This window comes from Ciceribacter sp. L1K22, from assembly GCF_017599385.1.
Classification (GTDB): Bacteria; Pseudomonadota; Alphaproteobacteria; order Rhizobiales; family Rhizobiaceae; genus Allorhizobium.
In genome coordinates, this window is the sequence record NZ_JAGFPK010000001.1 from 2488707 (window position 1) to 2514444 (window position 25738).

Here is a 25738-nt window from a genome sequence, read left to right on the forward strand (position 1 = left end):
ATCAGCCGGCCGCCGCCTGCACCGCCTCGACAACCGCGCCGTAGTCCCACTCGTGCAGGCCGATGACCACGAGACGGGTCTCGCGTTTTTCGCCGCTCGTCCATGGGCGGTCAAAATAGGTGTCGACGCGGCTACCGACGGCCTGCAAGACGAGGCGCATCGGCTTGCCGGGCACGTCGATGAAGCCCTTGAGCCGCAGGACGTCATGGGTTGCGATCACGTCTTTCAGCTTCTCGACGAAACCCGCCGGATCGGCGATCGGCGGAAGCTTCAACACGAAGCTCTCGAACTCGTCGTGATCGTGATGGTGCAAGTGGTCGTGATCGCCGCCGGCGGCGTGGGCTGCCTCGTGCTCCAGTTCGTGGTGTGACTTCCGGTTTTCGATATCGTCCTCGGTGCCGGCGCCGATGCCGAGCAGCACGAGCGAGGGGACCTCGCCGTTCCGGGCCTCGATCATTGTCGGCTTGCGCGCGGTGCGGCCGGCCACCTCGGCGCGCACCGCGACGACACCAGCGGCATCGAGCAGGTCGGTCTTGTTGAGCACGATCAGGTCGGCGCACGTCAACTGGTCCTCGAACAACTCCTCGATCGGGCTCTCGTGATCCAGGCTCTCGTCGTCGGCCCGCTGGGCGGCAACGGCGTCATGATCGTCGGCGAAACGACCCGCCGCGACCGCCGCGCTATCGACCACAGTCACCACGCCGTCGACCGTCACGCGGGTACGGATGTCGGGCCAGTTGAAGGCCGCCACCAGCGGCTGCGGCAGGGCAAGGCCGGATGTTTCGATGACAATGTGGTCAGGCTTGATATCGCGGTCGAGCAGCTTCTGCATGGTCGGCACGAAATCGTCCGCCACCGTGCAGCATATGCAGCCATTGGTCAGCTCGATGATGTCGTCTTCGGTGCAGTTCTCCGCCCCGCAGCCTTTCAGCACCTCACCATCGACGCCAAGATCGCCGAACTCGTTGATGATCAGCGCGATCTTCTTGCCGCCGGCATTGGTCAGCATGTTGCGGATGATGGTCGTCTTGCCCGCGCCGAGAAAGCCGGTGATGACGGTGGCGGGAATTTTCTGCTGCAACATGGTTCAACCCTTCATCTTGAGCGGCAGTCCGGCCGCCACGAAATACACTTGCGCCGCCACCTCGGCGACGCTCTGGTGAAGCCGTCCGGCATGATCGCGAAATTCCCGCGCCATCCTGTTATCGGGCACGATGCCAAGCCCGACTTCGTTGGAAACGACGATGACACGCGCCGAGAGCGACGGAAGAACTTTCACGAGGCTGGTGGCTGAAGAGTCGACGGAACGCTCCTCCATCATCAGATTCGTGATCCATAGCGTCAGGCAGTCGACGAGGACCACACGGTCCGGCGAGTCGAGAGCCCACAGACGATCGGCAAGATCGAACGGCTCCTCGTGCGTCGTCCAGCCATCCCCGGCGCGATCCGCCTTGTGTTTGTCGATACGCGCTTGCATCTCATCGTCAAAGGCGCGGCCTGTCGCCAGATAGTGCAGATCGAGACCGCTTTGACGAGCCAGGCGCTCCGAAAAGGACGACTTGCCTGAGCGGGCGCCACCGAGCACGAGAATGGTCCTGTTCATCTTGCCTCCATCGCATCCGTCGCATACATGCCGCCGCCCCGCGCCGCAAAGGCTGGAAAAGTCGCGGTTGGCCTTGCGGCAGACCCGTCAGAAGGGTGCAGGGAATAGGTTGATGTCACGACACGGCTCGTAGTCTCAGCAGACGCAGAAGAAAGTCCATCAACCGTCTGCTGGGTCGTGATCGGATCGTCCTGAAAAGACGGAACCACCGCAAACGCCGTCGCGGCAACAATCAGGATGCCGAGGGCGATCGAAAGGAAAGAGAAATTCTTACGCACGACGTGTCGCCCCGGCGCGTTTCACAGCGCGGCCCAGGGACTCATCGCGTGTTGACCGGACGTACGGATACACCACGCCTGTCGTCTGTGTCGCCATGACAACCTCCGTGCTGGCAACGGGGAAATCCTTCCCCAAGGCTGGGCAAAATGCCCGGCACGGATGGCAGGTCTCCTGGCTCATGGCATAAGGCCCAATCAAGGGCACGCGGGTCCGTCTCGCCTTCCCGGCGCATCGGCAATATCGCGAAAAGGTGGACGATTCGTAGATCCTAGAGGCGTCCGACCCCGGCTGATCGCGCATGCCGCGCCAGTGACTTTTCCGGACTTTCCCGTAGCGCCGTCCAAGGCACCATGCCCTGATCCCGACGTGTCCGGGGCAGATCCGGATGACGGACCCTCGCCACTCTACAGTCGCGGGGTCGGCTGCGATGGGGACGCCCGGAATGGGTCCGTCCTGTCGCATTCCCTTTTGCTCTCCGCCCACCCTTTGCGGGACGACGGAAACCATCCGTTCATTCCGACTTGATTAGGCCGACGACATCGGCAAGTCAATCGCGCCGGCGACCTTCGCCGTTCACGGATTGCAGGTCGGATCGGTTGCCACGTCGCAAGTGGAGCCGCCGCCGATGGTGATCTTGCCGCTAGCACCTTCCTCCACATTGGTGCCCGATGGGACCAAGGGCGCGGCAGGCGGCGCGACGGTCGGCGCGGGCACCACCGCGGGCGCGGCAACCGAGACTGGCGCGGCCACAGCCGGAGCATCCGCTTTCAGCTTGGTCGACATGGTCCGCGGCTTCGGGCGGGGCGGAGGCAGGCGAGGCGTTTGCAAGGAGAAGGCGAAGCGAATTCGCGCTGCTGCCTCTTCCGCAAGGTTCTCGTCGGCGATACGGGGATTGTCGGTAGAACTGTGAACAACGAATGTTCCCGATGCGACGGGATTGCCGGTGTCGATGTCGGCGGCTGTCACCTTGAAGCGAACGCTCGCACGCCTGTCACCATAGCCCTGTACCGGACGATAATCGTCGAACTTCACCGTCAGCACGACCCTTTGCAGCGGAACAGTGCGACGAGTGGCATTGACTGCCGCAGCGACACGGCGGTCAACGCCGGCAAGCACGACGAGAGGCACGTCGGCGGCACCGATCACCGCAACATCCCTGACATCATACATCAGTGGCCGGCGGATCGGCTCGCGCCCCGTGAGAATGCAGGAGGGCAGCACCGCGACGACCGCGATAATCGCAAGGAGACGGAGAAGGAATCGCTGCATGGGGAATCCCGAAAAGACGTTTCGTCTTTTTCGACATTCCTGATTTATGGTTAGCGGGTGGTTAACTCAGCCGCGACGGGCCGAAAATACACCATAAGCCGCGGCCATTTCCTCGAACCGCTTGGCCCGGCGATGGGCCGCTTCCGCGTCGATACCCCAATGCTCGTCCGTCCAGTCTTCGTCGAGATGGGCCAGAGACCATGCCTCTTCCAACGAAATCCGCCCTTCGGCCAGCGCGAGGCCGATGAGCGCCGAGCCCGTGAGGGTTGTCATGACGTGCAAAGCCGAGAGCGCGAAAGGATCGCGATGCCTGGCAAGCGCCTTTTCGAATGCGGCGATCGCCGCTTCTGGCTGCTCCTGGTGCATCACACCAACAGCCAGGATGAAGCGCGCTCCAAGGGTCTCCGCGGCCCAGTCCAGCAGGGGATTCCACGAGAGGTTCTGGCGCTCTACCAGTTCCTGCGGCGTGTCGGCGCGATAAAAGATCATGTCCGTGCCTGCAAAGCGGAGAATTTCCGCCGCCACCATGTCGACCTGTTCGGCCACTGCATCGATTGCGGTGTTGGCGAGCCTCGTCACGGGCATGGTCGCCGGATCGATCACATCCCTCTGAGCCCGCCATTCAACCGCCACAAGTTCGGCGAGCGGTGTGGTCGGAAGGAGAAGCGTATTCCTGGCAGGCGTCTTTACGGGTCGCCCGTCGAGCTTGACGGCGAAGCTGTCGCCATCTGCCTCCACGCTTACGTTTTCGTAGAATTTCTTCGGCAGAGGCCGCTTCATCTGGATCTGCGCTCGGCGGACCGGATCTTCGTGGCTGGGCTCAGGCACGAATGTGCCGAAGATATCAGAAAGTTCATCGCGCATCGGGTTACCCCTTGTGAATATAAGCGAGAAGATCAGCGGGTCGCTCCACCACCGCGTCGGCGCCGGCCTGCCAAAGCTCCTCGACGGAACAGTAGCCCCAGGAGACACCGATCGCCGCAGCACCCGCCGCCTTCGCCATCTGCATGTCGTAGATCGCGTCGCCGATGACGACCGTCTCCGCCGGCGAGATGCCGCTCTGGTCGCAGCATTCCGTCACCATGGCCGGATGTGGCTTGGACGGACAATCGTCGGCGGTGCGGCTGACGAAGAAATGGTCCCGCCAGCCGTTCGAATCAAGGATCAGGTCCAGCCCGCGCCGCGACTTTCCTGTCACCGCCCCGATCAGCACATCGTCCCGCGCGGCAAGCGTAGCAATAACCTCGGCGATGCCGTCGAAACGCCGCTCTGTGGCTGCCCCGCTGCCGCGGACATCCGAGAAGATCGCCTTGTAGTACGCGGTCATCTCGATCGCTTCGTCGTCGACATGCGACTTCCCTTGCAACCGCGCGATTGCGATATCGAGCGTGAGCCCGATGATCGCCTTGGTCGCGGCAAGGGTCGGAGGTGGGTAGCCAGACCGCTCGAAAGTCTTCTCCATCACTGCATGGATCAACCCCGCGCTGTCGACCAGCGTCCCGTCGCAGTCGAAGAGCACGAGCTTCATTCGATATCTGCCTCTGGCCCATCGACATCGAAGCCGAGCAGGTTCCAGCTCTGCACCATATGCGGAGGTAGCGGCGCCGTGACGCGCAGCCGCCCGCCGTCCGGATGCGGAATGTCGATATGGCGCGCGTGCAGATGGAGCCGCTTCTGGATACCGCCCGGGAATTCCCAGTTGTGGTCGTCGATGAAGTATTTCGGATCGCCGATGATCGGATGCCCGATGTGCAAAGCGTGCACGCGCAATTGGTGGGTACGGCCGGTATACGGTTCCATTTCCAGCCAGGCGAGGTTCTGCGCAGCCGTGTCCACGACGCGATAGTAGGAGACTGCGTGGTCCGCCCCCTCCTCGCCATGCTTGGCGATCCGCATGCGGTCGCCGTTGATCGTCGGCTCCTTGACCAGCCAGGTGGAAATCTTGTCCTCCCGCTTGCGCGGCACGCCCTTGACCAGCGACCAGTAGGTCTTCTTCGTATCGCGCTCGCGGAAAGCCGCCGTCAGTTTCTGGGCCGCACCGCGCGTCCGCGCGACGACCAGAACGCCGGAGGTGTCGCGGTCGATACGGTGCACAAGGCGCGGTTTCTCGCCCTTTCGGCTGGTCCAGGCCTCGAGCATCTTGTCGATGTGCCGCGTGACGCCGGAACCGCCTTGCACCGCGATCCCCGCCGGCTTGTTCAAGACGAATACCTTCTCGTCCTCGTGCAAGAGCATGCGAGACAGCAATTCCGCGTCGCCGGCATGCTTCAGATCTTTGCCGGCGATCGGCCCGGTCTTCGGGCTTTTCGGATCGATATCCATCGGCGGAATTCGAACGAGTTGGCCCGGCTGGACGCGGCTGTCGCTTTTCACCCGGCCGCCATCGACACGGATCTGCCCGGAGCGCAACAGCTTCTGCAGCGCTCCGAAGCCCAGTCCCGGATAGTGCACCTTGAACCACCGGTCGAGGCGCATGCCCGCCTCGTCCGCGTCCACCTTGATATGCTCTATGCCGGCCATGGGTTCTCTTCCGTGCGCGCGGCCGAAACGCCGCGTCTTGCTTGTCAGACGCCGGCTTTACTGCATTTCACCGCCTTCGGACAACCTCTATCGAGGATACCGTCAAAACAGCATGCGGCCGATCTGCAGACCGCCAATCACCGCGCAGATGGAAAGGAGGACACTTGCCGCGAGGTAGGTCACCGCCGCAACTGTTGCGCCGCGCTCGAACAACGAGATGAAATCCAGGGAAAAAGCTGAAAACGTGGTGAAGCCGCCAAGGAAACCGGTGATCATCAGCAGTCGTAATTCCGCCGAGGCGTTGAACCGCCGTGCCACCAGTTCGGCAAACAGCCCGATCGCCAGAGAGCCCACGACGTTGACGGTCAACGTGCCGCAAGGGAAGGCCGGCCCGAACCAGCGCAATGTCAAAAGACCGACGAGATAGCGGCAGACCGAGCCGGTAGCGCCGCCGAGGGCGACGAGAAGGACATGCAGCATAGGGACTCCGGCGTCGAACGCGGGCGAGATTCGTCCGGACCTTACATCCGGCCGCCGTTGTTTGCACCCTGTCAGCGGTCAGCCGACCACAGGAAAACGGACACAAACCGGTCGATTTCGCTCCAGTCGGTGAACTCGACATCCTCACCGGTGTCCGATGGTGCGCCTTCCCGCTCCGCCATGCGCTTCATCATCCAGCGCTTGAAGAAATCGTACTCGCTGAAGCTGAAGGCACCGGCGGCATGGTGCACATGATCCGGCGCCCATCCGGTTTCGGTCTTCAGCGCATCCGGAAAGTGTCGGGCCTCCTCCTGTTCCGCTTCGATATCGCTGCGGATGAACAGCGAAACGGACACGAAGGCATTCGGAACGGACGACAGCCAATCCTTCTCGCGGCGGACGAAATCGACGAAGGGCGCCGGATAGCGGCCGGCATGGATGGGGGCGCAGAGGATCGCCGCATCGGGCCGCTCCAGCGCATACTCCGCCATCGACATCACGTTGAAGAGAACGGCGCGGTGGCCGTCCTTTTCGATCCGCGCCGCGATCGCTTCGGCGATCTTCCGCGTCTGGCCTTCGATACTGACGTAACCCACGAGTACGATCATCTGAACCCTCCATCAGGCATCGCGAGCCGGCGCAGTCTTAACATTTTCAGGCACTGACAGACAGGTCGCGCCGCCGATGCTCTGTTCAAGCTTGACCAGTTTCTCCGCAAACGCAAGCGACCGGCCGGAGGCGCCATGTCGCACCCTCCGTTGAACCGTTAAAATTCTAGGCTTTAATTTAAAGAACCGTACAAGCAGGGGCTGTTATATTAGAGAGATAAACAAAGTGGTAAGGCCATGACCCAAGTAGTCACAGTGTCGGCCCATACCGCCGCCTATGCGTCGGAGGCCGTGAAAAAACCGATCCGGTCTCCTCGCAAGACCGATGTCCAGGACAATATGCGCGCGGTCGTCAACAACGCCGCCGAGGGCGAGGACGTCTGGAAGACGGCACCGCTGAACATGGTGCAATCGTCCAAGCTCAGCCTAGATTTCCTGAGCGCGAACCAGTCGCGGCACGAGCAGCAGGCAACGCTGAAGCAGACGATCGACGCCTACAAGAACAGCACGACCTGACCTGCCAAAAGGGGGTTCGGCAAGGCCGCGGCCTGACTGACCGCGGCCTCTTGTTTGGTATCAGTTCTTCTTGCCGGCAGCCGCCACCGGAAGCATGATCTCCACCTCGCCCGCGTTCTGGAAGACCAGCTTCACCGGAACAGTTGCGCCTTCGGCGAACGGTTCCTTGACCTCCATGAACATCATGTGAAGTCCACCAGGCTTCAACTCCACGGTCTGCCCGGCCGGCAAAGGAATGCCGTCCGCCAGTGCACGCATCTTCATCACCTCGCCGACCATCGCCATTTCGTGCAGTTCGACGCGACCGGCATTCGGCGATTCCGCCGACACCAGAACGTCGTCGTGATGACCGTTGTTCTTGATGGTCACGAAGCCGCCGCCGACGGGCTGTCCGGGCAACATCGCCTTGGTAAAGCCGGCCGTCAGTTCCAGGTCACCGACCGTAACGGGAGTGAAGCTACCGGGGTCGGCTGCCGCGGCCATATCACCGTGCCCGGCATGGGCATCGTGGGCGCCGTGCGCTCCATGGCCTGCATGAGCGTCTTCGGCCGGATCGGCGGTCACGATCTTCAGAACGGGCGCCGGGTTTTCCAGAGAATGCGGATCGACACCCGCCGCAGCGACCTCGGTCCAGCTGACCTGCGCATCCGAGCCGCATAGCTGAACAGTCGGGAAGGCGAGGCCCGCCTCGTCGGCTTCGGCGACCTTCCCGTAAATCACGAACGTATCGTAGAAATTATCCGGCAGTTCGCCGTTCTTCCAGCGGATTTCCACCGGACCGGAGGTGATCTGCGTGCGGTGATTGTCATAGGCTTTCTGGTAGTCGCCGGTGATCACCTCGATTTCCCAGCCGGCTTTGGGCTGCGGCTTGGCGGAGATGAAGCCTTCCGGCAATTTGATCTGGACCTCGTTGGTCGCCTTGCCGTCGCAGCCGTGCGGCACCTGCAGCGCCGCGGCGACATAGGAACCGACCTTCACCGGCTGGTTCGCGAAGGTGGCGTGGGCGAGCGCCTGGCCGCCGGTGAGCGAAACGAGCGCGGTGGCGCCGAGAAGAAAAGTGGTTTTCATGGGTGTTCTCCGTGTCCGGCCGCCCTGCGACGTCACCGGATTTGCCGCAAGGCGGCGATTGATCATCGTTTGCATTGAAGATCAGGAGAACGTCGGCGGCCCGCGCGACCGGGGCAGAGAAAGCGCATCAACGGTGACATGGGCCACGACGTCGGAAAGGCCATTGTCCAGACATTTAAAGCTGTCGATCAGCCATGACTCGTCGTCAGGCAGCGGCAGAAGCGTCGAGCCGCCGATGAGGCAGGCCTCGCATTTCGCCATGTCATGGCCTGGATGCGGCAGGCCCTCGTCACCGATACAGAGATCGGCATAGGTTCCGTCGGGAAGGAGGAGCGCAGCCGTATCGAACGCCGCGAGCGCGACACGCGGCGGAGTATGTGCGAGCCCCAGCGACAGCATCGCGATCGCGCACAAAAGGCGCGTCATCGTCCCGACCATCGCAATTGTCTTGCCCATTTCCGCAGGCCCTCCGGCAGCCCTCCTTAGCCGGAATCAGTCGGCAAGGCAAAATCGAAAAGGGGCTGCGACAAAGGAACACAAAACCGTCTCTCGCTGTTTGTCGTTCATCAACAACCAGAGGAGAAACCAATGCCCGCAAAATCGAAAGCCCAGCAGAAAGCAGCCGGCGCCGCCCTCTCGGCCAAGCGTGGCGATACCCCGAAGGAAAAGCTCAAGGGGGCCTCGAAGAGCATGGCCGAATCCATGAGCGAGAAGGAGCTTGAGGACATGGCGGAAACGAAGCGCAAAGGTCTTCCGGACAAGAAAGACTAAGCGCCACATTCGGCACGCGCACGCCCCCGCGTACGATGCGACGAAAATTGTGCTGGCGACGACATTTGCCCCTTGCCAAGCGCCGGGTCCCGTCGATAATGGCGACAACCCGTTGGGAGAACCGGTTCGATCCGGTGCCGAAGGAGCAACCGCCCCGGAAACTCTCAGGCCAAAGGACCACGGGTGCCGACAGGACTCTGGAGAGACGTCACCCGAGTATGTGTGACGCGCCGAAGGGATAACAATCTCAGGCGAAGGGACAGAGGGGGCTCAATGAACCGGTGCGCGGGAATCGTGCGCCAATTTTGAGCCAGCGCGCTTCGCGCCAATCCGGAGGCCATGGTGGACGACACCGTTCCGCTGAAAAAGACCCCGCTCCACGCCCTTCACCTGTCGCTTGGCGCCCGTATGGTACCCTTTGCCGGCTATGACATGCCGGTGCAATATCCGATGGGCGTCCTGAAGGAGCATCTTCATACCCGCACCAGCGCCGGCCTCTTCGACGTGTCCCACATGGGCCAGGTGCTTCTGCGTGCGAAGTCCGGCCGATACGAAGACGCCGCCCTTGCCCTGGAGCGTCTCGTTCCCGTCGACATCCTCGGACTGAAGGACGGGCGCCAGCGCTATGGTTTCTTCACCGACGCGAACGGCGGCATCCTCGATGACCTGATGATCACGCACCGCGGCGACCATCTGTTCGTCGTCGTCAACGCCGCCTGCAAGGACGCCGACGTGGCGCACATGAGGGCGCATCTGTCCGAAACCTGCAACATCGAACTGCTTGAAGACCGCGCCCTCATCGCCATCCAGGGCCCCCGCGCCCACGAAATCGTGCCGCAGATGTGGGCCGGTCTCGACGCGATGAAGTTCATGGACATGCGCGAGGGACCTCTGCACGACATAGACTGCATAGTCTCCCGCTCGGGCTACACCGGGGAGGACGGCTACGAGATCTCCGTTCCCGCAGACCGCGCGACCGAACTGGCCGAGATTTTCCTCAGCCACCATGCCTGCGAGGCGATCGGCCTGGGCGCCCGCGATTCGCTGCGGCTGGAGGCTGGCCTCTGCCTCTACGGCAACGACATCGACACCACCACCTCGCCCGTCGAGGCTGGCCTGGAATGGGCGATGCAGAAAGCCCGTCGCAGGGGCGGCGAACGCGAAGGCGGCTTCCCCGGCGCGGACCGCGTGCTCGCCGAGCTTGAAGACGGCGCCACGCGCCGCCGTGTTGGCCTGAAACCTGAGGGTAAGGCCCCCGTCCGCCCTCCGGCGAAACTCTTTGCGGACGCGGAAGGCTTGAACGAGGTCGGCCATGTCACCTCGGGCGGCTTCGGCCCGACCGTCGAAGGTCCCATCGCGATGGGCTACGTGCCCACGGCGCTCGCCGCACCCGGCACGCAACTCTTCGCCGAGGTTCGTGGCAAGTATCTGCCCCTAACCGTGACCGCCCTGCCCTTCGTGACGCCCGGCTACCGGCGTTAGCCGCCACCAGCATTTTTTTCCCTATCCCACCAGAGGACAACACAATGATCAAATTCACCGCCGAACACGAATGGCTCAAACTCGACGGCGACGTCGCGACCGTCGGCATCACCCGTCATGCCGCCGACCAGCTGGGCGATCTTGTCTTCGTCGAGCTTCCGGAGGTCGGCGCGACATTCAAGAAGGATGGTGAAGCCGCCACCGTCGAGAGCGTCAAGGCCGCATCGGACGTGTTTTGTCCGCTCGACGGCGAGATTGTCGAGGTCAACCAGGCGATCGTCGACGACCCGTCGCTGGTCAATTCCGATCCGCAGGGTGCTGCCTGGTTCTTCAAGCTGAAGCTCGCCAACGTGGCCGATGCCGACGCCCTTCTCGATGAAGCCGCCTACAAAGAGCTGATCGCATGACAACGCCAGTCGAATTCTCCTTCACCGACTACGATCCGTACGACTTCGCCAACCGTCGTCATATCGGCCCCTCACCGTCCGAGATGACGGAGATGCTGAAGATCGTTGGCTATCCCACGCTCGATGCGCTCATCGACGCCACTGTGCCGCCCTCGATCCGGCAGGAAATCCCGCTCACCTGGGGCGCCGCCATGACCGAGCGCGAGGCGCTGGACAAGCTGCGGGAAACCGCCAACAAGAACCAGGTGCTGACATCGCTGATCGGCCAGGGCTATTACGGCACGATCACGCCGCCGGTGATCCAGCGCAACATTCTCGAAAATCCCGCCTGGTATACGGCCTATACGCCCTACCAGCCCGAGATTTCCCAAGGTCGGTTGGAAGCGCTGCTGAATTACCAGACCATGGTCTGCGACCTGACCGGCATGGACGTGGCCAACGCCTCGCTGCTGGACGAAGCAACCGCGGCCGCCGAAGCCATGGCGCTCTGCCAGCGCGTCGCGAAATCCAAGGCCACCTCCTTCTTCGTCGACAGGGACTGCCACCCGCAGACCATCGCCGTCATCCAGACCCGCGCGGAACCGCTCGGCTGGACCGTGATCGTCGGCGACCCCTTCGCCGATCTCGATCCGACCGAAGTCTTCGGCGCGATCTTCCAGTATCCCGGCACACACGGGCACGTCAGGGACTTTTCGGGCCTGATTGCCCGCTTGCACCAGACAGGCGCAGTCGCCGCCGTCGCGGCGGATATCCTCGCTTTGCTTCTCCTGAAGTCGCCCGGCGAAATGGGCGCCGACATGGCGATCGGCTCCTCCCAGCGCTTCGGCGTGCCGGTTGGCTATGGCGGACCGCACGCGGCCTACATGGCCGTCAAGGACGCCCACAAGCGATCGATGCCCGGCCGTCTCGTCGGAGTCTCGGTCGACGCGCGCGGCAACCGCGCCTATCGCCTGTCGCTGCAGACCCGCGAACAGCATATCCGCCGCGAAAAGGCGACCTCAAACATCTGCACCGCCCAGGTGCTGCTCGCCGTCATGGCCTCGATGTATGCCGTCTTTCACGGTCCCGATGGCCTGAAGGCGATCGCGCAACAGGTCCACCGCAAGGCGGTTCTAACGGCCAAGGGGCTGCAAAAGCTGGGCTACAAGGTCGAGCCGGACACCTTCTTCGATACGATAACCGTCGACGTCGGCCATATGCAGGGCCTTATCCTGCGCGCTGCAGTGGCCGAAGGGGTAAACCTCCGCAAGGTCGGCGAGACGAAGATCGGCATCGCGCTCGACGAGCGCACACGCCCGGCAACGCTGGAAGCAGTCTGGCGCGCCTTCGGCGGCGGCTTCAAGGTTTCGGAGTTCGAGGCGGATTATCGCCTACCGGCGGACCTGATGCGCACGAGCGACTATCTCACGCATCCGATCTTCCACATGAACCGCGCCGAAAGCGAGATGACGCGCTACATCCGCCGGCTGTCCGACCGCGACCTGGCGCTCGATCGCGCCATGATCCCGCTCGGCTCCTGCACGATGAAGCTCAACGCCACGGCCGAGATGCTGCCGATCACCTGGCCGGAGTTCTCCGAAATCCACCCCTTCGCGCCGCCGGAACAGGCGCTCGGCTACAAGGAGATGATCGACGACCTCTCTGAAAAGCTCTGCGCCGTCACCGGCTATGACGCGATCTCGATGCAACCGAATTCAGGAGCTCAGGGCGAATATGCGGGCCTCCTGACGATCCGCAACTACCATCTCGCCCGGGGTCATGCCCACCGCACCGTCTGCCTTATCCCGACCTCGGCGCACGGCACGAACCCGGCCTCGGCACAGATGGCGGGAATGGTAGTCGTACCGGTCAAGGCGAAAGACAACGGTGACGTCGACCTCGATGATTTCCGCGCCAAGGCCGAACAGCATGCGGACAACCTCTCCTGCTGCATGATCACCTATCCCTCGACGCACGGCGTGTTCGAGGAAACGGTGCGCAAGATCTGCGCCATCACGCACCTGCATGGCGGCCAGGTCTATCTCGACGGCGCCAACATGAATGCCATGGTCGGCATCTCCCGGCCCGGCGATATCGGCTCCGACGTGTCGCACCTCAACCTGCACAAGACCTTCTGCATCCCGCATGGCGGTGGCGGCCCCGGCATGGGCCCGATCGGCGTCAAGTCGCATCTGGCGCCCTACCTGCCGGGCCATGTCGCGACCGACGGTCGTCCGGGCGCGGTCTCGGCCGGTCCCTACGGTTCGCCGTCGATCCTGCCGATCTCCTGGTCCTACTGCCTGATGATGGGCGGCGAAGGCCTGACGCAAGCGACCAAGGTGGCTATCCTCAACGCCAACTATATCGCCGAGCGACTGAAGGGCGCCTACGACGTGCTCTACAAGTCCGAGGCTGGACGCGTGGCGCACGAGTGCATCATCGACACGCGACCGCTGAACGCCTCTGCGGGCATTTCGGTCGATGACGTCGCCAAGCGCTTGATCGACTGCGGCTTCCATGCCCCGACCATGAGCTGGCCGGTGGCCGGCACGCTGATGATCGAACCGACGGAAAGCGAGACCAAGGCGGAGATAGACCGCTTCTGCGAGGCGATGCTGGCGATCCGCGAGGAAGCCCGCGCGGTCGAGGACGGCCGGATGGATAAGGACAACAATCCGCTGAAGAACGCGCCGCACACGGTCGAGGATCTCGTCGGCGAGTGGAACCGTCCCTACAGCCGCGAACAGGCCTGCTACCCGCCCGGTGCCTTCCGCGTCGACAAGTACTGGTCGCCGGTCAACCGGGTCGACAACGTCTTCGGCGACCGCAACCTCGTCTGCACCTGCCCGCCGATGAGCGAATACGCCGAGGCAGCCGAGTAAGGCTTGCGCAACATCGAAACGCCGCCCCAGGGCGGCGTTTCTCGTCAAGCAACTTGCGACGCAACCTATCGCAGATAATGAATATGCGGCCGGCCGTGATGGGCCGAAGCCTCCACCCGCGCGTCGACGGCAAAAACCCGCCGAAGCAGGTCTTCCGTCAGCACGTCCTCGGGTGATCCAAAGGCCACGATCCGTCCGTGATTCAACACGATCAGCCGATCGCAGAACATGGCGGCGTGGTTGAGGTCGTGAAGTGCGATGATGCTGGTGACCGGCAGACCGGCGACAAGCCGCAGAAGCCCGATCTGGTGCTGGACGTCGAGATGATTGGTCGGCTCGTCGAGGATCAGCTCTCGCGGGCTTTGTGCCAGTGCCCGCGCGATATGCGCCCGCTGCTTCTCCCCACCCGAAAGGCTCTGCCAGCCGTCGTGGCGCTTTGCCGACATCCCTGCCCTTTCAAGCGCCTCCTCGACGGCCACGTCGTCTGCCGCAGTCCAGCCGGCGAACATCCAGCGGTGCGGAAAACGACCAAGCTTGACAACGTCGACGACCTGCAGATTGGCATTGGTCGCAGCATGCTGCTCGACAAAGGCGACCCGTTGCGCGATCGCTCGACGGGCGGTCTCGCGGATATCCCGGCCTTCGATCAACACGCGGCCGGCGTGAGGCGTCTTCAATCCGGCGATCAGCCTTAGAAGCGACGTCTTTCCGGACCCATTCGGACCGAGCAGGCCCAGCATCTCGCCTGGCCGCGTCTCGAACGAGACCCCGTCGAGGATCGTCTTCCTGCCGATCTTCCAGCCGAGATTTTCAACCGAGATGCTCATGACACGCGCTGGAACCGATAGAGGATGACCGAGAAGAAGGGGACGCCGACAAGCGCCGTCACCACACCGATCGGCAGAATCTGCTGCGGCACGAGGATGCGGGAGGCGATGTCCGCGAGAACCATGAATACCGCCCCGCCGACCGCGCAGGCCGGCAAGAGCCTGATGTGCAGCGGCCCCACGAGGAAGCGCACGGCGTGCGGGACGACGAGCCCGACGAAACCGATCGAACCGACCATGCTGACGATCGTCGCCGTCATCGCCGCCGTCAGCGAGAAAAGCGCGATCCGCGAGCGCCCGACATTGACGCCGAGCGCCGCCGCCGCCTCGTCGCCGAACGCGAAGGCATCGAGAACGCGTGCATAGAGCAGACAGATGACGAGCCCGCATCCGACCACGACGGAGACGACCGCGAATTCCGGCCAGCGCACGCCGCCGAAGCTGCCAAGCAACCAGAACATGATGTCGCGCGCCTGCTGGGCGTTTGCTGATGTGGTCACGATATAGGAGGTCGCGGCGTTGAAGAGCTGCGACGCGGCAACGCCGGCGAGAATGGTCCGGTCGGCGCCACCACGGGTGCCGTTGGAGAGCAGTGCCACGAACAGGAAGGCGGCGAAGGCGCCTGCGAAGGCGCCCGCCGAAAGCGACACCGCCCCTGCCCCGAGTCCCAGGATCACGATGGCCACCGCCCCCGTGGACGCTCCGGCGGAAATGCCGAGCACATAGGGTTCGGCGAGCGGGTTGCGCAGCAGCGACTGCATGATCGCGCCGGACAGCGCGAGCCCAGCGCCGCAGAAGGCCGCGACCAGCGCCCGGCTCAGCCGATAGTCCCAGATGACGGTCTCATGAATGCGGTTGAGCTCGGCCGTGGTCCAGCCGAGCTTGTTGGTCACCGCGTAGAAGGTCGTCTGCAGTGGGATCGGCAGGTCGCCGATCCCAACGCTTGCGGCCACGGCGAGCGCCACAGCCCCGAGCGAGGCCAGAAGCAGCGCCCAGAACGTGAAAGCGCGGTTGCGTGTGGCCGTCAGCGTGCTCACTTGAGAAGACCGAGTGCCTTCAGCTGTTCGGCCACCTGTTCCGCCCCATAGACGGTGCGGATCGTCGGGTTCATCGCCTGGCCGTCCATAACGACGATCGCCTTGTTCTGCACCGCCGGCATCTGGCTGGTAGCCGGATCGGTCGTCAGGAACTGGATCTTGGCCTCCGGCTTGTCGAGTTCCCACCGGTTGCGGTCAAGGCTTGCGACGACGATAACGTCGGGATTGGCGGCGATGATGCCCTCCCATCCGACCGTCGGCCACTCCGCTTCGGTGGTGATCGCGTTCGTTCCGCCGAGCAGGTCGGCAATGAAGCCTGAGGCGCCGTTCTTGCCACCCAGATAGGCTTCGGCCGACGGCGAAGGGCTGGAGAACCAGAAAACGTAGGAAAGCTTCTTGCCGTCCTTCGGCGCCGCTGCGCGAAGTGCTGCCTCGCGGGCCTTGAAGTCGGCGATCAGTGCCTGGCCGCGATCGGCAACATCGAAAATCTGCGACAGCTCGTCGATCTCCTTGTAGAGCAGGTCCATACTCCACAACGCCTTGCGGCTACCGTACATATCCGACTTGCCGTCCGTCGCAAGGCAGGTGCTCGGCGACAGGTAGCTCGGCACGCCGACCTTGTCGAAGTCCTCGCGCTTGGCGACCTTGCTGTCGGGTCCGACAAGGCTCGGCAGGGCTGACGCCACGAAATCCGGGGTCTCTGCAAGGATCGACTCGAACGTCGGGAACTCGACCGTCAGAAGCTTGACCTTGGCATTGGCTTCCGCGAGCTCCGGCAGCACCTTGCTCGGCCAGAAGGCCGTCCCGGCCATCTTGTCCTCGAGACCGAGCAGCAGCAGGATTTCCGCGCTGTTCTGCCCAAGCGCGACCGCCCGTTCCGGCGCCTTCTGGAAGGTGACCTGGACACCACAATTCTCAAGCGTCAGAGGGTATTCCGTCGGAGTAGCCGACGCGGCTCCAGCAAGTAGACCGATGGTCACAAGGGTGGAGGCGGCGAGCGTGCGGGCAAAAATCATCGGGATAAATCCTAGTCGGTTGTCTGTCCGCAGGCCTATAGTTCCGGGCGCGACAGAAAACAAGATAATAACAATCATGTTTCTATGCATTGCCGGATGCGGGACGCGCGTTGTGGGTGGAAAGATGGCGTCGCAAGACGCTGACACGCCTCTCCGTTCGAAACGGACCGGGCAATCCGCCGCTCTCTCCCGCTCCCTGAAACCGTAGTCAGGTCGATCGTTTACACGGCACCGACCTCGAGAAAAACGAAATGCGTAACCAGCTTATTCTTGCCGGCACTATGGCACGGTCCGGTGGAACTCTACCCCGAGTGAAGGGCTTCCGCTTGTCATTCGGCCGATGTCGATGCAAGACAGCGACTATCCCGTCAAGCAGAGCCCTTTGACGAATGCCGCACGCCCAAAACATTATCCGCCCGAATGGTGGAAAAATATCGGAACCGTCGGCGTGAGCGGCGGTATGGGGGCGTTATTCGGGCTTTTTTCCTCTGCCTTTCTGGCGGCCACCCTCCTCCCGGCGCAGTCGGAATCCGTGCTTGTTTACCTCGTTCTTGCCGGCGGCCATCCGCTCGCTCTGCTGGTGACCGTTGCGAGCCTCGGCAATGTTCTCGGCTCCGTCGTCAACTGGTTTCTCGGGCGCGGTCTTGAACGGTATCGCGACCGTCGCTGGTTTCCCGTCTCGCATGCGGCCCTGGAGCGGGCGCAGCGCTGGTATGCCAGGTACGGCCGCTGGTCGCTGTTGGCGAGCTGGCTTCCCGTCGTCGGCGACCCGATCACGGTGGTCGCGGGTGTGCTGCGCGAACCGTTACCGACCTTTCTCGCACTCGTCACTCTGGCCAAGGTCGGACGGTATCTCGTGCTCGTCGCCGCCACAGCGGGCTGGATGTCCTGAAGACTGAACGTCAAGAACTAGCCCCGGCTCTCCGGATGATCACCGGAGGCACCACGTCCAGGTCGCTTGCCTTTCGCTTCCGGCTTCGACATAGCTCACCCTCACCATCGAGGCGAAGGCGCATCCATGTTCGTTTCCGAAACTCTGGCCATCGGCTCCGCCGCCTGCATCGCGGCAAGTTCCATGTTCGTCAATGAACTGAACGGCCGGGTTCCATTGATGCGGCTGACGCGCTGGCAGCTCACCTCCGCCTTTCTCTTCACTGCCATCGCGGCGACGATGACCGGCGGCTGGAATACGCTCGGTCCATGGCAGATCTGGGCACTGATCGGCTCCAGCATAGCCGGCATCGTTGTTGCGTCCACAACCTATTTCGCGGCGATCTACACGGCCGGACCGCGCGTAACGGCGCTGCTCTTCTCCCTTGCGTCACCCTTCGCGCTGCTGTTCGGCTATGTGGCTCTGGGAGAGACGATCTCCGGCCGCCAAGGCGTCGGTGTAGCGCTCATCCTGACCGGGATCCTCATTGCCATCGGCGTACGCCGCCGACGCCCAGCCCCCATGATACCGCTCGCCGACCAGAAGCCTATCGAGGCACCGGCACCGCAAAGCCCGCCGATATCGCTGCTTGGGACCGCGCTTGGCGTTGTTACCGCTTTCGGCCAGGCATTCGGCAGCCTGCTCGCTCGACCGGCAATGGCATCCGGGGTTGAACCGTTTGCGGCGATGGACATCCGGTCAGGCTTTGCTGTCCTTGTGTTCTGGGCTCTTCTCTTCATTCCTGCCATCCGGCGCGAAGGCGGAAGATTCCGCCTCGGCGACCTCGGACTTGCCGCGACCGCAGCATTTTTCGGCACCACCCTCGGCATGTCCCTGCTGATGGCAGCGCTGGCGGGCGGCAATGTCGGCATCGTCTCCACCCTTTCTTCCATGACGCCGATCGTCATCCTGCCGATGGTATGGCTGCGCAGCCGGAAGATGCCGCGGCCACACGCATGGGTCGGCGCCGCGCTGGCGATCGCGGGAACGGCGCTCATCAGTCATTGACGGCCAAAGATGCAAAAAGCGGGAATGTATCTTCCTTAAAATGCAGTGTTTTCAAGAAATGCTTCGCTCACCTCGTCTTTTCAGAGTTTGCTAAAACCTTCATATTATCAATGGAGCCCTGACCGTTCTGTGCATCGGGGGGCAAGGAATGAGCATCTCAGCCGTCATGGGTGTCGCCCTGTCCGGCATGCAGGCGCAAACGACGCGGCTAAGCGCGACGGCGAACAATGTCGCCAACGCCCTGACGCCCGGCTATGACAGGCGCGTGACCGACTTCGTTACAGGCTCGCGCGGTGGCGTTACCGCTTCCGTTTCTCCGTCGGGGGAAACCACCCTCCCCGACGCTTCCAATGTCGACCTCGCCCAGGAAATGCTATCTCTCGTCGAGGCAGAAACGGCCTTCAAGGCGAACGCCGCCGTCTGGGAGACCGGCGCCGAAATCTGGGACGTGCTGCTCTCCATCAAGCGCCACTGAGCCCTGCGGTCGGCGAAGCCGGCCATCATCGGACCGGCTTCCGGTTATCTTACTCTTCTTCGTCGATCACCGGCTCATCGTCGACAGGCTCGTCTTCGACAAACTCGTCTTCGACGGGCTCCTCGACCTCTTCAGCATCGTCCGCATAGTCCGGTTCTTTGTCGACAACCTCCTCTTCCACGACATCGTCCTGCTCCGTCGTGTCGTCGGACTCCTCGTAAATCGCCTCGTCATCGCCGGCCTGATCGTCCGCGCCATCGACATCGTTGCCGACATCGTCGCTCATGTCTTGTTCGATGTCAGCGGCAGTGTCCTCATCGGCGCTCTGGTCGGATTGCGGTGAGATGTCCCCGTCATCAGTCGTTTCCTCCGTTTGGTGGTCCTCCGAGAATGTCGCTTCTTCCGAATACTCCTCGATCTCCTCTTCCACCAGCAGATCGCCGGCAGCGTCGTCCGGCAGGCCTTCGTCGAGATCACCCTCGGCGTATTCCTCGACCTCTTCGTAGACGACCTCCTCGTATTCCTCGTACGTCACTTCGACATACTCTTCGGTCACGGAGAGTTCCTCCGTGGTGATGACGGTGTAGCTTTCGAACACGGTCCACTCCACCGTGTAGCCGAACGTGTAGGTCAGGTCGACGAAATGGCGGCCGCGCGAACCGGTCACGATCGGGCTTACCCCGCGACCGAGCGATAGGACGAGAAGGCCGATGATCTCCGAGTTGCGACCATCGACGGCCATCAGCGCTTCGGTGCCGAAGCCATCCCTGACGTGCAGGAAATAGACCTGCGCCAGACGGCGCATGGCGATAACCTCGATGCCGCGCTTCTCGAGTGCGGTCATGATGAAATACGGAGACCTCACGCGTTTCATGCGGTGCTGGACGGCCGCTTCCGCTTGGTAGTGGGAGATGGAGGCGACGCCCGCCGCCAGTTGCAGCGCAATGGCCGCCGAGCAAAGAACTTTGCGCACGGAAATGATCCTTGGAGAGAATGATCTGTGGACGCTCCGGCCCCTCCGAGGGCGTCCGTCGGCAACGTTGGCGCAAAGCATGGCCACGGTCACCGTCCAAAACCGGGCCTATCGGATATGGCCTATTTTGGCCGATTTATAGGAGCAACGTCCTCAGCCCGAGGCCCACGGAAAGCAGCCCGAACCCGAGAAGCACGGCACCCGACACCCAAGACACCCAGGTGGAGAATGAAGGCGGTAGGCGATGCTGCAGAAGCCGCACGAGGCCGGAGAGAAAAATCCACCAGAGCATCGAGCCGCAGAAGACCCCAGCCACGAGCAAGGCCGGGCCGGCCCGCTCCCCCGCCAGCCCAAGCCCGGCGAAGATGGCCGCGAACGAGAGGATTGTCGCCGGATTGGCAATGGTCAGGAAAAAGGTGGCGACCGTGGTCGAGACCAGATCGCGCGCACCTGTGCCGGCGGCCTTCACTTCGCCGCGCGGACGAAAACTCGTCACACCGAGCCAGAGCAGGAAGGCACCTCCAGCCAGTTGGAGCGGCAACGACACCACCTCCAGCAGGCCCGAAAGAGCCGCAAAACCAGCCGCCGCCATCGCGGCATAGGCACCGTCGGCGAGCGCGGTTCCCAGACCGCCGGCGACACCGGCGAGAAAACCCCGCTGTAGCGTTCTCTGGATGCAGAGCGCTCCTATTGGACCCACCGGGGCAGCGATGGCGAGTCCCAGCAACAGCCCCTTCCCGAACAGCAGCATACTCACCCTGCGCCCACCCGATCGATCACCACGCCAAGCTGCCACATTGGCAAATCATCGTGACTGAGGCAACGCGCGGAGCAGACCTGTCATCCGTGCGCGTCGGCCACCTGTTTCTGCCGCGCAAGCTCGGCAAGGTCGGCCGCTTTCAACTCCACCGACTCACCACAGCCGCAGGCTGACGTTTGGTTGGGATTGTGGAACGTGAACCCCGAGCGCAACGTCGTGGTTTCGAAATCCATTTCAGTTCCAAGCAGATAAAGCACGGCAGCCGGATCGATCCAAACCGACGCGCCATCGCGTTCGATCCGGTCATCCTTCGCCTGGGGCTCGGTCACGAGGTCGATGGTGTATTCCATCCCGGCGCATCCGCCCTTCTTGATGCCGACGCGCACGCCCCTGGCGCCCGGGGAATTCTCGACGATCGCACGAACCCGTGCTGCCGCCTTGTCCGTCATGGTCATGACGCTGAAAGCCATGGTCTTCTCCTTGGGCATCCGGGTTCAAGGTCCGGTGCCTTCGTCTTCAATGTAGGGGTTGGCGGTCAAAGGATCAACAAGACCGTCAACGAAACAACCGTCCCCAGTCCCGTGCGCCGTGAAGAACGCGTAGGATTTCGATATGCCTGCCCGAGCGCCGAAAGAAGATCAGATAACCATCCTTGGGAAAGAACAGCAGTTTTCCACGTCCTATCGTGCGCTCGATACCGATTCCCGGCAAATCCGCAAGCAAGTCGAATGTCCGGAAAATCTCGTCTTGCCAAGCCAGCGCTGCCCGAGGATTCTTTTGACCGATGTAGGACATAATCGAGTAGATGTCGCCTTCCGCCGATGGCCGAAGACGATAAGCCATTTAAAGCTTGTCCCCGAACTCTCGTTCGAATTGCGCACGAATACGCCGAAACGCCTCTTCCCCATCGATCGGATCGCCGCTGTCCAAGCCCTCCTGGATCAGCGCATCGAGCTCCTCCGGCGTAAAATTCGCCAGCAGCCGTTCGGCCTGCCATTGTGTGAGGGCCGCCGACACGACATCTTCCGCCGACTTGAAGTCGCCCGACGACATTGCATCCTCGACAATGTCGCGCATGTCGTCGCTCAAGGTCACGCGGATTGTTTCGGCACCCATCGTCTTCGCCTCCGCAAATCCCGCAGAGAATACCCGATCCGTCGCCTCAATACCAGCCTACGGCCACCTGCGCTTCTTCCGACATGCGATCCGGCGTCCACGGCGGATCGAAGCTCATCTCGACCTCGACATTCGACACACCCTCGACCGCGCCAACGGCGTTCTCCACCCAGCCGGGCATCTCGCCGGCAACAGGGCAGCCGGGCGCCGTCAAGGTCATGACGATTTTGACTGTACGGTCGTCCTCAATGTCGATCTTGTAGATGAGACCAAGCTCGAAGATGTCGGCCGGAATCTCCGGATCGTAGACGGTCTTGAGCGCCGCGATGATATCGTCGGAAAGCCGCGCCACTTCCTCGGCCGGAATGGCGGTGTTGATGATGCCCTCGCGGACGTCGATCTTGTCTTCCGTGTCGCTCATGGCATGATCCTCAGGCAAAAAAGCTGCGGGCATAGTCGAGCGCGTCGGCGAGCGCATCGACCTCTTCCCTCGTGTTGTAAAGTCCGAACGAGGCGCGGCAGGTCGACGTCACGCCGTAGCGGGCCAGAAGCGGCTGTGCGCAATGCGTACCTGCTCGAACGGCGACACCGCGGCGGTCGATCAGCATCGAAACGTCGTGCGCATGGATACCGGCAAGCTCGAACGAAAAGATCGCCCCCTTGCCGGGCGCATTGCCGAAAATCTTCAGCGAATTGATCGCCCTCAGCCGCTCCTCGGCATAGGTTTTCAGATCGGCCTCGTGCGCAGCGATCGCATTCCGGCCAAGACTTTCCATGTAGTCCAGCGCGTATCCGAGCCCGATCGCCTGGACGATCGGCGGCGTGCCCGCCTCGAACCGGTGCGGCGGATCGTTGTAGGTGATCGCATCTTCGCTCACCTCGACGATCATCTCGCCGCCGCCCATGAACGGGTCCATATCGCGCAACCGGTCCATCTTGCCGTAGAGCACGCCAATGCCGGAGGGACCATAGAGCTTGTGGCCGGTCACCGCATACCAGTCGCAGTCTATATCGGTGACATCGACCGGCATGTGCACGGCGCCCTGGCTGCCGTCGACCATGACAGCGATGCCACGCTCACGGGCGATGCGGCAGACTTCCTTGACCGGAACCACGGTGCCGAGCGCATTCGACATATGCGTGATCGCGATCAGCTTGGTGCGCTCCGTCAGGCAGGCTTCGAAGGCCTCCATGTCGAAGGCGCCATCGTCTGTGACAGGTGCCCAGACGAGCTTCGCCCCTTTGCGCTCGCGCAGGAAATGCCACGGCACGATGTTGGAGTGATGCTCCATGATCGACAGAACGATCTCGTCGCCCTCGCCGATATGCTTCATGCCCCAGCCATACGCGACCGTGTTGATCGCCTCGGTCGAGGATTTTGTGAAGATCACCTCATCTATCGAACCGGCGTTAAGGAACCGCCGCACCTTCTCCCGCGCCGCCTCGTAGGCATCGGTTGCCGCGTTCGACAGGAAGTGCAGGCCACGATGCACATTGGCATATTCGTGGCCATAGGCATGGCTGATCGCGTCGATCACCATCTTCGGCTTTTGCGCCGAGGCGGCATTGTCTAGATAGACCAGCGGCTTGTCGCCGTGGACGGAGCGCGACAGGATCGGAAAATCCCTGCGTACCGCCTCGATGTCATAGCCAGCCTGCGTGGCGATCGTATCAGCCATGACGCTCCAGCCAGTCGGAGATGACGGTTTCCAGTGCTTCCACCAGCGCCTCGTCCTCCAGTTCCTCGACGATCTCGGCAACGAAGCCGTTGATCAGCAGCCCACGTGCCTTCTTCTCCGGAATGCCGCGCGACATCAGGTAATAGAGATGCGTTTTCATGATATCCGCGACCGTCGCACCATGGGCGCACTGCACGTCATCGGCAAAGATTTCCAGCTCCGGCTTGACCGAGAACTCGGCATCATCAGACATCAGCAGCGTATTGCAGGCCATTCGGGCATCGGTCTTTTGCGCATCCGGCGCCACCTTGATCATGCCCTGGAAGACGCCCTTCGCCCGATCGAACACCACGTTGCGGATGACTTCCGTCGACGTCGTATTGGGAACGTCATGGCCGAGCGTCATGGTGATGTCGGTATGCGTGTCCCCACCGAGCAGGTTCACTCCCCGCAAGGTGAAGTCCGATCCCTCGCCGGCCGTGTTCACATGCACTTCCTGGCGCACAAGCCTGCCGCCGGTGTTTACGATGAACAGCCGGAACTTCGCATCGGTGCCGAGTACCGCCTTGATCTGGCCGAGATGGGTATCCTCGGAACCCTGCCCCTGCACGATCACCCAGGTGATCTCAGCACCTTCACCGAGCTTGAGATCGCTGACCGAACTCACGAAAGACGCACCGGACGCGGACGAGATATGCCGTTCGATCACCGTCGCCTTAACACCGGCGCCGATCGAAACCGGAAACCGACTATGCGCTTGTCCGGCCGCATGCGTGAGCTGGAGTTCGAGTGGCGCCTCGAGTTCGGCGCCGTCGGCAAACGACAGTGCAAAACCGTCGGTCACGAAACTTCCGTTGATCCGGCCGATCGCATCGTCCGCCTTGAACGGCACGAGGCAAGCGACGTGACGACCTGCAACGAGAGCTTCGCTCAACCGCTCGACGACAACGCCGTCCGGCAGCGATCCCGCGTTTTGCGTGCGACCCTGGTTGACAACCAGCAGCGACGACCCGGCGACCAGCGGCGTAGCCACGTCACCCGTCGCCGCAGGCTCCATCGCCGGAACCGCGCGCAGCAGGGTCTTGAGGTCGGTATAGTGCCAGGCCTCGACCCGGCGTGTCGGCAACCCACCCTGACGAAGCTCGGCGAACAGCCGGTCGCGGGCGATCATCACGGAGCCGTCACCCGGCAGGGTTCCGACCTGGGCGGTATAGGCCTCGATCAGCGCGCTTTCGGCGGCTGTCGGCCTGTTTGCAGCTTTCAGATCCATCGAAAAGCTCCTTCCTGGCCTCAGGCCGCCTCACCGATGATGTCGGCATAGCCATTGGCTTCGAGCGCAAGCGCAAGGTCCTTGTCTCCCGACTTGATGATCTGGCCCTTGTAGAGAACGTGAACGGTATCCGGCACGATGTAGTCGAGCAGGCGCTGGTAGTGGGTGATGACGATCACGGCGCGATCCGGCGAGCGCAGCGCATTGACACCATCGGCAACGATCTTCAGCGCATCGATGTCGAGACCCGAATCCGTTTCATCGAGAATGCAGAGCTTCGGCTCCAGAAGCGCCATCTGCAGGATCTCGGCGCGTTTCTTTTCGCCGCCGGAGAAACCGACGTTCAGCGGGCGCTTCAGCATATCAGGATTGATCTGCAACTTGGCCGAGGCTTCCTTGACGAGACGCATGAAATCCGGCGTCGTCAGTTCCGACTCGCCGCGCGCCTTGCGCTGCTCGTTCATCGCCACCTTCAGGAACTGCATGGTGGCCACGCCCGGGATTTCGACCGGATACTGGAAGGCGAGAAAGATGCCCTTGGCGGCGCGCTCGGCCGGATCGAGTTCGAGAATGCTCTCGCCGTTATAGAGGATATCGCCCTCGGTGACCTCGTAGTCCTCGCGACCCGACAGGATGTAGGACAGCGTCGACTTACCCGAGCCGTTCGGGCCCATGACGGCGGCGATCTCGCCCGGCTTCACGGTCAGGTTCAGGCCGCGGATGATCTCGGTGCCGTCTTCGGCGATGCGGGCATGGAGGTTCTTGATTTCAAGCATGATTTC

At 62.6% G+C, this 25738-nt stretch carries 30 protein-coding genes and 2 riboswitches; of the genes, 8 read left to right on the forward strand and 22 right to left on the reverse strand.

What is annotated here, in order from left to right:
- Nucleotide 1 precedes the first annotated feature (1 nt).
- From cobW to J5J09_RS12470, 8 genes are all read right to left on the reverse strand, one after another.
- Nucleotides 2-1084 (reverse strand): cobalamin biosynthesis protein CobW, encoded by a 1083-nt coding sequence (gene cobW / locus J5J09_RS12435; RefSeq protein WP_208551220.1) that lies wholly within the window; start codon nt 1082-1084, stop codon nt 2-4.
- Nucleotides 1085-1087: 3 nt separating this feature from the next.
- Nucleotides 1088-1603, reverse strand: a complete 516-nt coding sequence (cobU, locus tag J5J09_RS12440) for a bifunctional adenosylcobinamide kinase/adenosylcobinamide-phosphate guanylyltransferase (RefSeq protein WP_208551221.1) — start codon at nt 1601-1603, stop codon at nt 1088-1090.
- A gap of 422 nt (nt 1604-2025) precedes the next feature.
- Nucleotides 2026-2405, reverse strand: a riboswitch (cobalamin riboswitch).
- A 50-nt stretch (nt 2406-2455) separates the two neighbouring features.
- On the reverse strand, nt 2456-3151 hold the full coding sequence (locus tag J5J09_RS12445) for a hypothetical protein (RefSeq protein WP_208551222.1): 696 nt from the start codon (nt 3149-3151) through the stop codon (nt 2456-2458).
- A 66-nt stretch (nt 3152-3217) separates the two neighbouring features.
- A complete protein-coding gene (locus tag J5J09_RS12450) occupies nt 3218-4015 on the reverse strand; it encodes an ATP12 family protein (RefSeq protein ID WP_208551223.1) in 798 nt (265 codons plus the stop codon).
- 4 nt (nt 4016-4019) lie between these two features.
- Nucleotides 4020-4679 carry an HAD-IA family hydrolase gene (locus J5J09_RS12455; RefSeq protein WP_208551224.1) on the reverse strand — a complete coding sequence of 220 codons (660 nt, stop codon included), beginning with the start codon at nt 4677-4679 and terminating at the stop codon, nt 4020-4022.
- Complete coding sequence (locus tag J5J09_RS12460; RefSeq protein ID WP_208551225.1) at nt 4676-5671, reverse strand: RluA family pseudouridine synthase; 996 nt, start codon at nt 5669-5671, stop codon at nt 4676-4678. Before J5J09_RS12460 ends, J5J09_RS12455 begins: the two co-directional genes overlap by 4 nt.
- A gap of 102 nt (nt 5672-5773) precedes the next feature.
- Nucleotides 5774-6151 carry a fluoride efflux transporter CrcB gene (gene crcB, locus J5J09_RS12465; RefSeq protein WP_208551226.1) on the reverse strand — a complete coding sequence of 126 codons (378 nt, stop codon included), beginning with the start codon at nt 6149-6151 and terminating at the stop codon, nt 5774-5776.
- A gap of 71 nt (nt 6152-6222) precedes the next feature.
- Nucleotides 6223-6759: a flavodoxin domain-containing protein gene (locus J5J09_RS12470; protein WP_208551227.1), complete on the reverse strand. Its 537-nt coding sequence runs from the start codon at nt 6757-6759 to the stop codon at nt 6223-6225.
- A gap of 237 nt (nt 6760-6996) precedes the next feature.
- On the opposite strand from J5J09_RS12470, the gene J5J09_RS12475 reads away from it, so the two are divergent.
- On the forward strand, nt 6997-7275 hold the full coding sequence (locus J5J09_RS12475; RefSeq protein ID WP_208551228.1) for a hypothetical protein: 279 nt from the start codon (nt 6997-6999) through the stop codon (nt 7273-7275).
- 60 nt (nt 7276-7335) lie between these two features.
- On the opposite strand, the gene J5J09_RS12480 is transcribed toward J5J09_RS12475, so the two are convergent.
- Both J5J09_RS12480 and J5J09_RS12485 read right to left on the reverse strand, forming a co-directional pair.
- Complete coding sequence (locus J5J09_RS12480; RefSeq protein ID WP_208551229.1) at nt 7336-8343, reverse strand: DUF1775 domain-containing protein; 1008 nt, start codon at nt 8341-8343, stop codon at nt 7336-7338.
- 81 nt (nt 8344-8424) lie between these two features.
- Nucleotides 8425-8799 (reverse strand): hypothetical protein, encoded by a 375-nt coding sequence (locus J5J09_RS12485; RefSeq protein ID WP_208551230.1) that lies wholly within the window; start codon nt 8797-8799, stop codon nt 8425-8427.
- A 132-nt stretch (nt 8800-8931) separates the two neighbouring features.
- On the opposite strand from J5J09_RS12485, the gene J5J09_RS12490 reads away from it, so the two are divergent.
- From J5J09_RS12490 to gcvP, 4 genes are all read left to right on the forward strand, one after another.
- Nucleotides 8932-9114, forward strand: a complete 183-nt coding sequence (locus J5J09_RS12490; RefSeq protein ID WP_208551231.1) for a DUF3008 family protein — start codon at nt 8932-8934, stop codon at nt 9112-9114.
- A gap of 102 nt (nt 9115-9216) precedes the next feature.
- Nucleotides 9217-9304, forward strand: a riboswitch (glycine riboswitch).
- Nucleotides 9305-9456: 152 nt separating this feature from the next.
- Complete coding sequence (gene gcvT / locus J5J09_RS12495) at nt 9457-10596, forward strand: glycine cleavage system aminomethyltransferase GcvT (protein ID WP_208551232.1); 1140 nt, start codon at nt 9457-9459, stop codon at nt 10594-10596.
- Nucleotides 10597-10640: 44 nt separating this feature from the next.
- On the forward strand, nt 10641-11003 hold the full coding sequence (gcvH, locus tag J5J09_RS12500) for a glycine cleavage system protein GcvH (protein ID WP_208551233.1): 363 nt from the start codon (nt 10641-10643) through the stop codon (nt 11001-11003).
- Complete coding sequence (gene gcvP / locus J5J09_RS12505; RefSeq protein WP_208551234.1) at nt 11000-13864, forward strand: aminomethyl-transferring glycine dehydrogenase; 2865 nt, start codon at nt 11000-11002, stop codon at nt 13862-13864. The genes gcvH and gcvP overlap by 4 nt, the downstream gene beginning before the upstream one ends.
- 65 nt (nt 13865-13929) lie before the next feature.
- Here the strand turns inward: gcvP and J5J09_RS12510 are convergent, their stop codons facing one another.
- Genes J5J09_RS12510 through J5J09_RS12520 form a run of 3 tightly spaced genes read right to left on the reverse strand, consistent with a single transcriptional unit; the run spans nt 13930 to nt 16744 of the window.
- Nucleotides 13930-14691, reverse strand: a complete 762-nt coding sequence (locus J5J09_RS12510; RefSeq protein WP_208551235.1) for an ABC transporter ATP-binding protein — start codon at nt 14689-14691, stop codon at nt 13930-13932.
- Nucleotides 14688-15719 carry an iron chelate uptake ABC transporter family permease subunit gene (locus J5J09_RS12515; RefSeq protein WP_208553561.1) on the reverse strand — a complete coding sequence of 344 codons (1032 nt, stop codon included), beginning with the start codon at nt 15717-15719 and terminating at the stop codon, nt 14688-14690. Before J5J09_RS12515 ends, J5J09_RS12510 begins: the two co-directional genes overlap by 4 nt.
- A gap of 5 nt (nt 15720-15724) precedes the next feature.
- Nucleotides 15725-16744, reverse strand: coding sequence for an ABC transporter substrate-binding protein (locus J5J09_RS12520; RefSeq protein WP_208551236.1), 1020 nt, complete (start codon nt 16742-16744; stop codon nt 15725-15727).
- Between the two features lie 460 nt (nt 16745-17204).
- On the opposite strand from J5J09_RS12520, the gene J5J09_RS12525 reads away from it, so the two are divergent.
- The 3 genes from J5J09_RS12525 (at nt 17205) to J5J09_RS12535 (ending at nt 19158) form a co-directional block, all read left to right on the forward strand.
- On the forward strand, nt 17205-17636 hold the full coding sequence (locus tag J5J09_RS12525; protein WP_208553562.1) for a YqaA family protein: 432 nt from the start codon (nt 17205-17207) through the stop codon (nt 17634-17636).
- Nucleotides 17637-17762: 126 nt separating this feature from the next.
- A complete protein-coding gene (locus J5J09_RS12530; protein ID WP_208551237.1) occupies nt 17763-18683 on the forward strand; it encodes a DMT family transporter in 921 nt (306 codons plus the stop codon).
- Nucleotides 18684-18831: 148 nt separating this feature from the next.
- Complete coding sequence (locus tag J5J09_RS12535; RefSeq protein ID WP_208551238.1) at nt 18832-19158, forward strand: flagellar basal body protein; 327 nt, start codon at nt 18832-18834, stop codon at nt 19156-19158.
- Nucleotides 19159-19207: 49 nt separating this feature from the next.
- Here the strand turns inward: J5J09_RS12535 and J5J09_RS12540 are convergent, their stop codons facing one another.
- From J5J09_RS12540 to sufC, 9 genes are all read right to left on the reverse strand, one after another.
- Entirely contained in the window at nt 19208-20131 is a 924-nt protein-coding gene (locus J5J09_RS12540; RefSeq protein WP_208551239.1) for a hypothetical protein, read from the reverse strand.
- A gap of 136 nt (nt 20132-20267) precedes the next feature.
- A complete protein-coding gene (locus J5J09_RS12545; protein ID WP_208551240.1) occupies nt 20268-20888 on the reverse strand; it encodes a LysE family transporter in 621 nt (206 codons plus the stop codon).
- A gap of 83 nt (nt 20889-20971) precedes the next feature.
- Nucleotides 20972-21361, reverse strand: a complete 390-nt coding sequence (gene sufA, locus J5J09_RS12550; protein WP_208551241.1) for a Fe-S cluster assembly scaffold SufA — start codon at nt 21359-21361, stop codon at nt 20972-20974.
- An 85-nt stretch (nt 21362-21446) separates the two neighbouring features.
- Nucleotides 21447-21734: a type II toxin-antitoxin system RelE/ParE family toxin gene (locus J5J09_RS12555; RefSeq protein WP_208551242.1), complete on the reverse strand. Its 288-nt coding sequence runs from the start codon at nt 21732-21734 to the stop codon at nt 21447-21449.
- Nucleotides 21735-22007, reverse strand: a complete 273-nt coding sequence (locus J5J09_RS12560) for a type II toxin-antitoxin system ParD family antitoxin (RefSeq protein ID WP_208551243.1) — start codon at nt 22005-22007, stop codon at nt 21735-21737. It abuts the gene before it with no gap.
- A gap of 46 nt (nt 22008-22053) precedes the next feature.
- Nucleotides 22054-22428 carry an SUF system Fe-S cluster assembly protein gene (locus tag J5J09_RS12565; protein WP_208551244.1) on the reverse strand — a complete coding sequence of 125 codons (375 nt, stop codon included), beginning with the start codon at nt 22426-22428 and terminating at the stop codon, nt 22054-22056.
- Between the two features lie 10 nt (nt 22429-22438).
- On the reverse strand, nt 22439-23686 hold the full coding sequence (locus J5J09_RS12570) for a cysteine desulfurase (RefSeq protein WP_208551245.1): 1248 nt from the start codon (nt 23684-23686) through the stop codon (nt 22439-22441).
- Entirely contained in the window at nt 23679-24956 is a 1278-nt protein-coding gene (sufD, locus tag J5J09_RS12575) for a Fe-S cluster assembly protein SufD (RefSeq protein ID WP_208551246.1), read from the reverse strand. Before sufD ends, J5J09_RS12570 begins: the two co-directional genes overlap by 8 nt.
- A 20-nt stretch (nt 24957-24976) precedes the next feature.
- Nucleotides 24977-25732 (reverse strand): Fe-S cluster assembly ATPase SufC, encoded by a 756-nt coding sequence (gene sufC / locus J5J09_RS12580; protein WP_208551247.1) that lies wholly within the window; start codon nt 25730-25732, stop codon nt 24977-24979.
- Between the last annotated feature and the right edge of the window lie 6 nt (nt 25733-25738).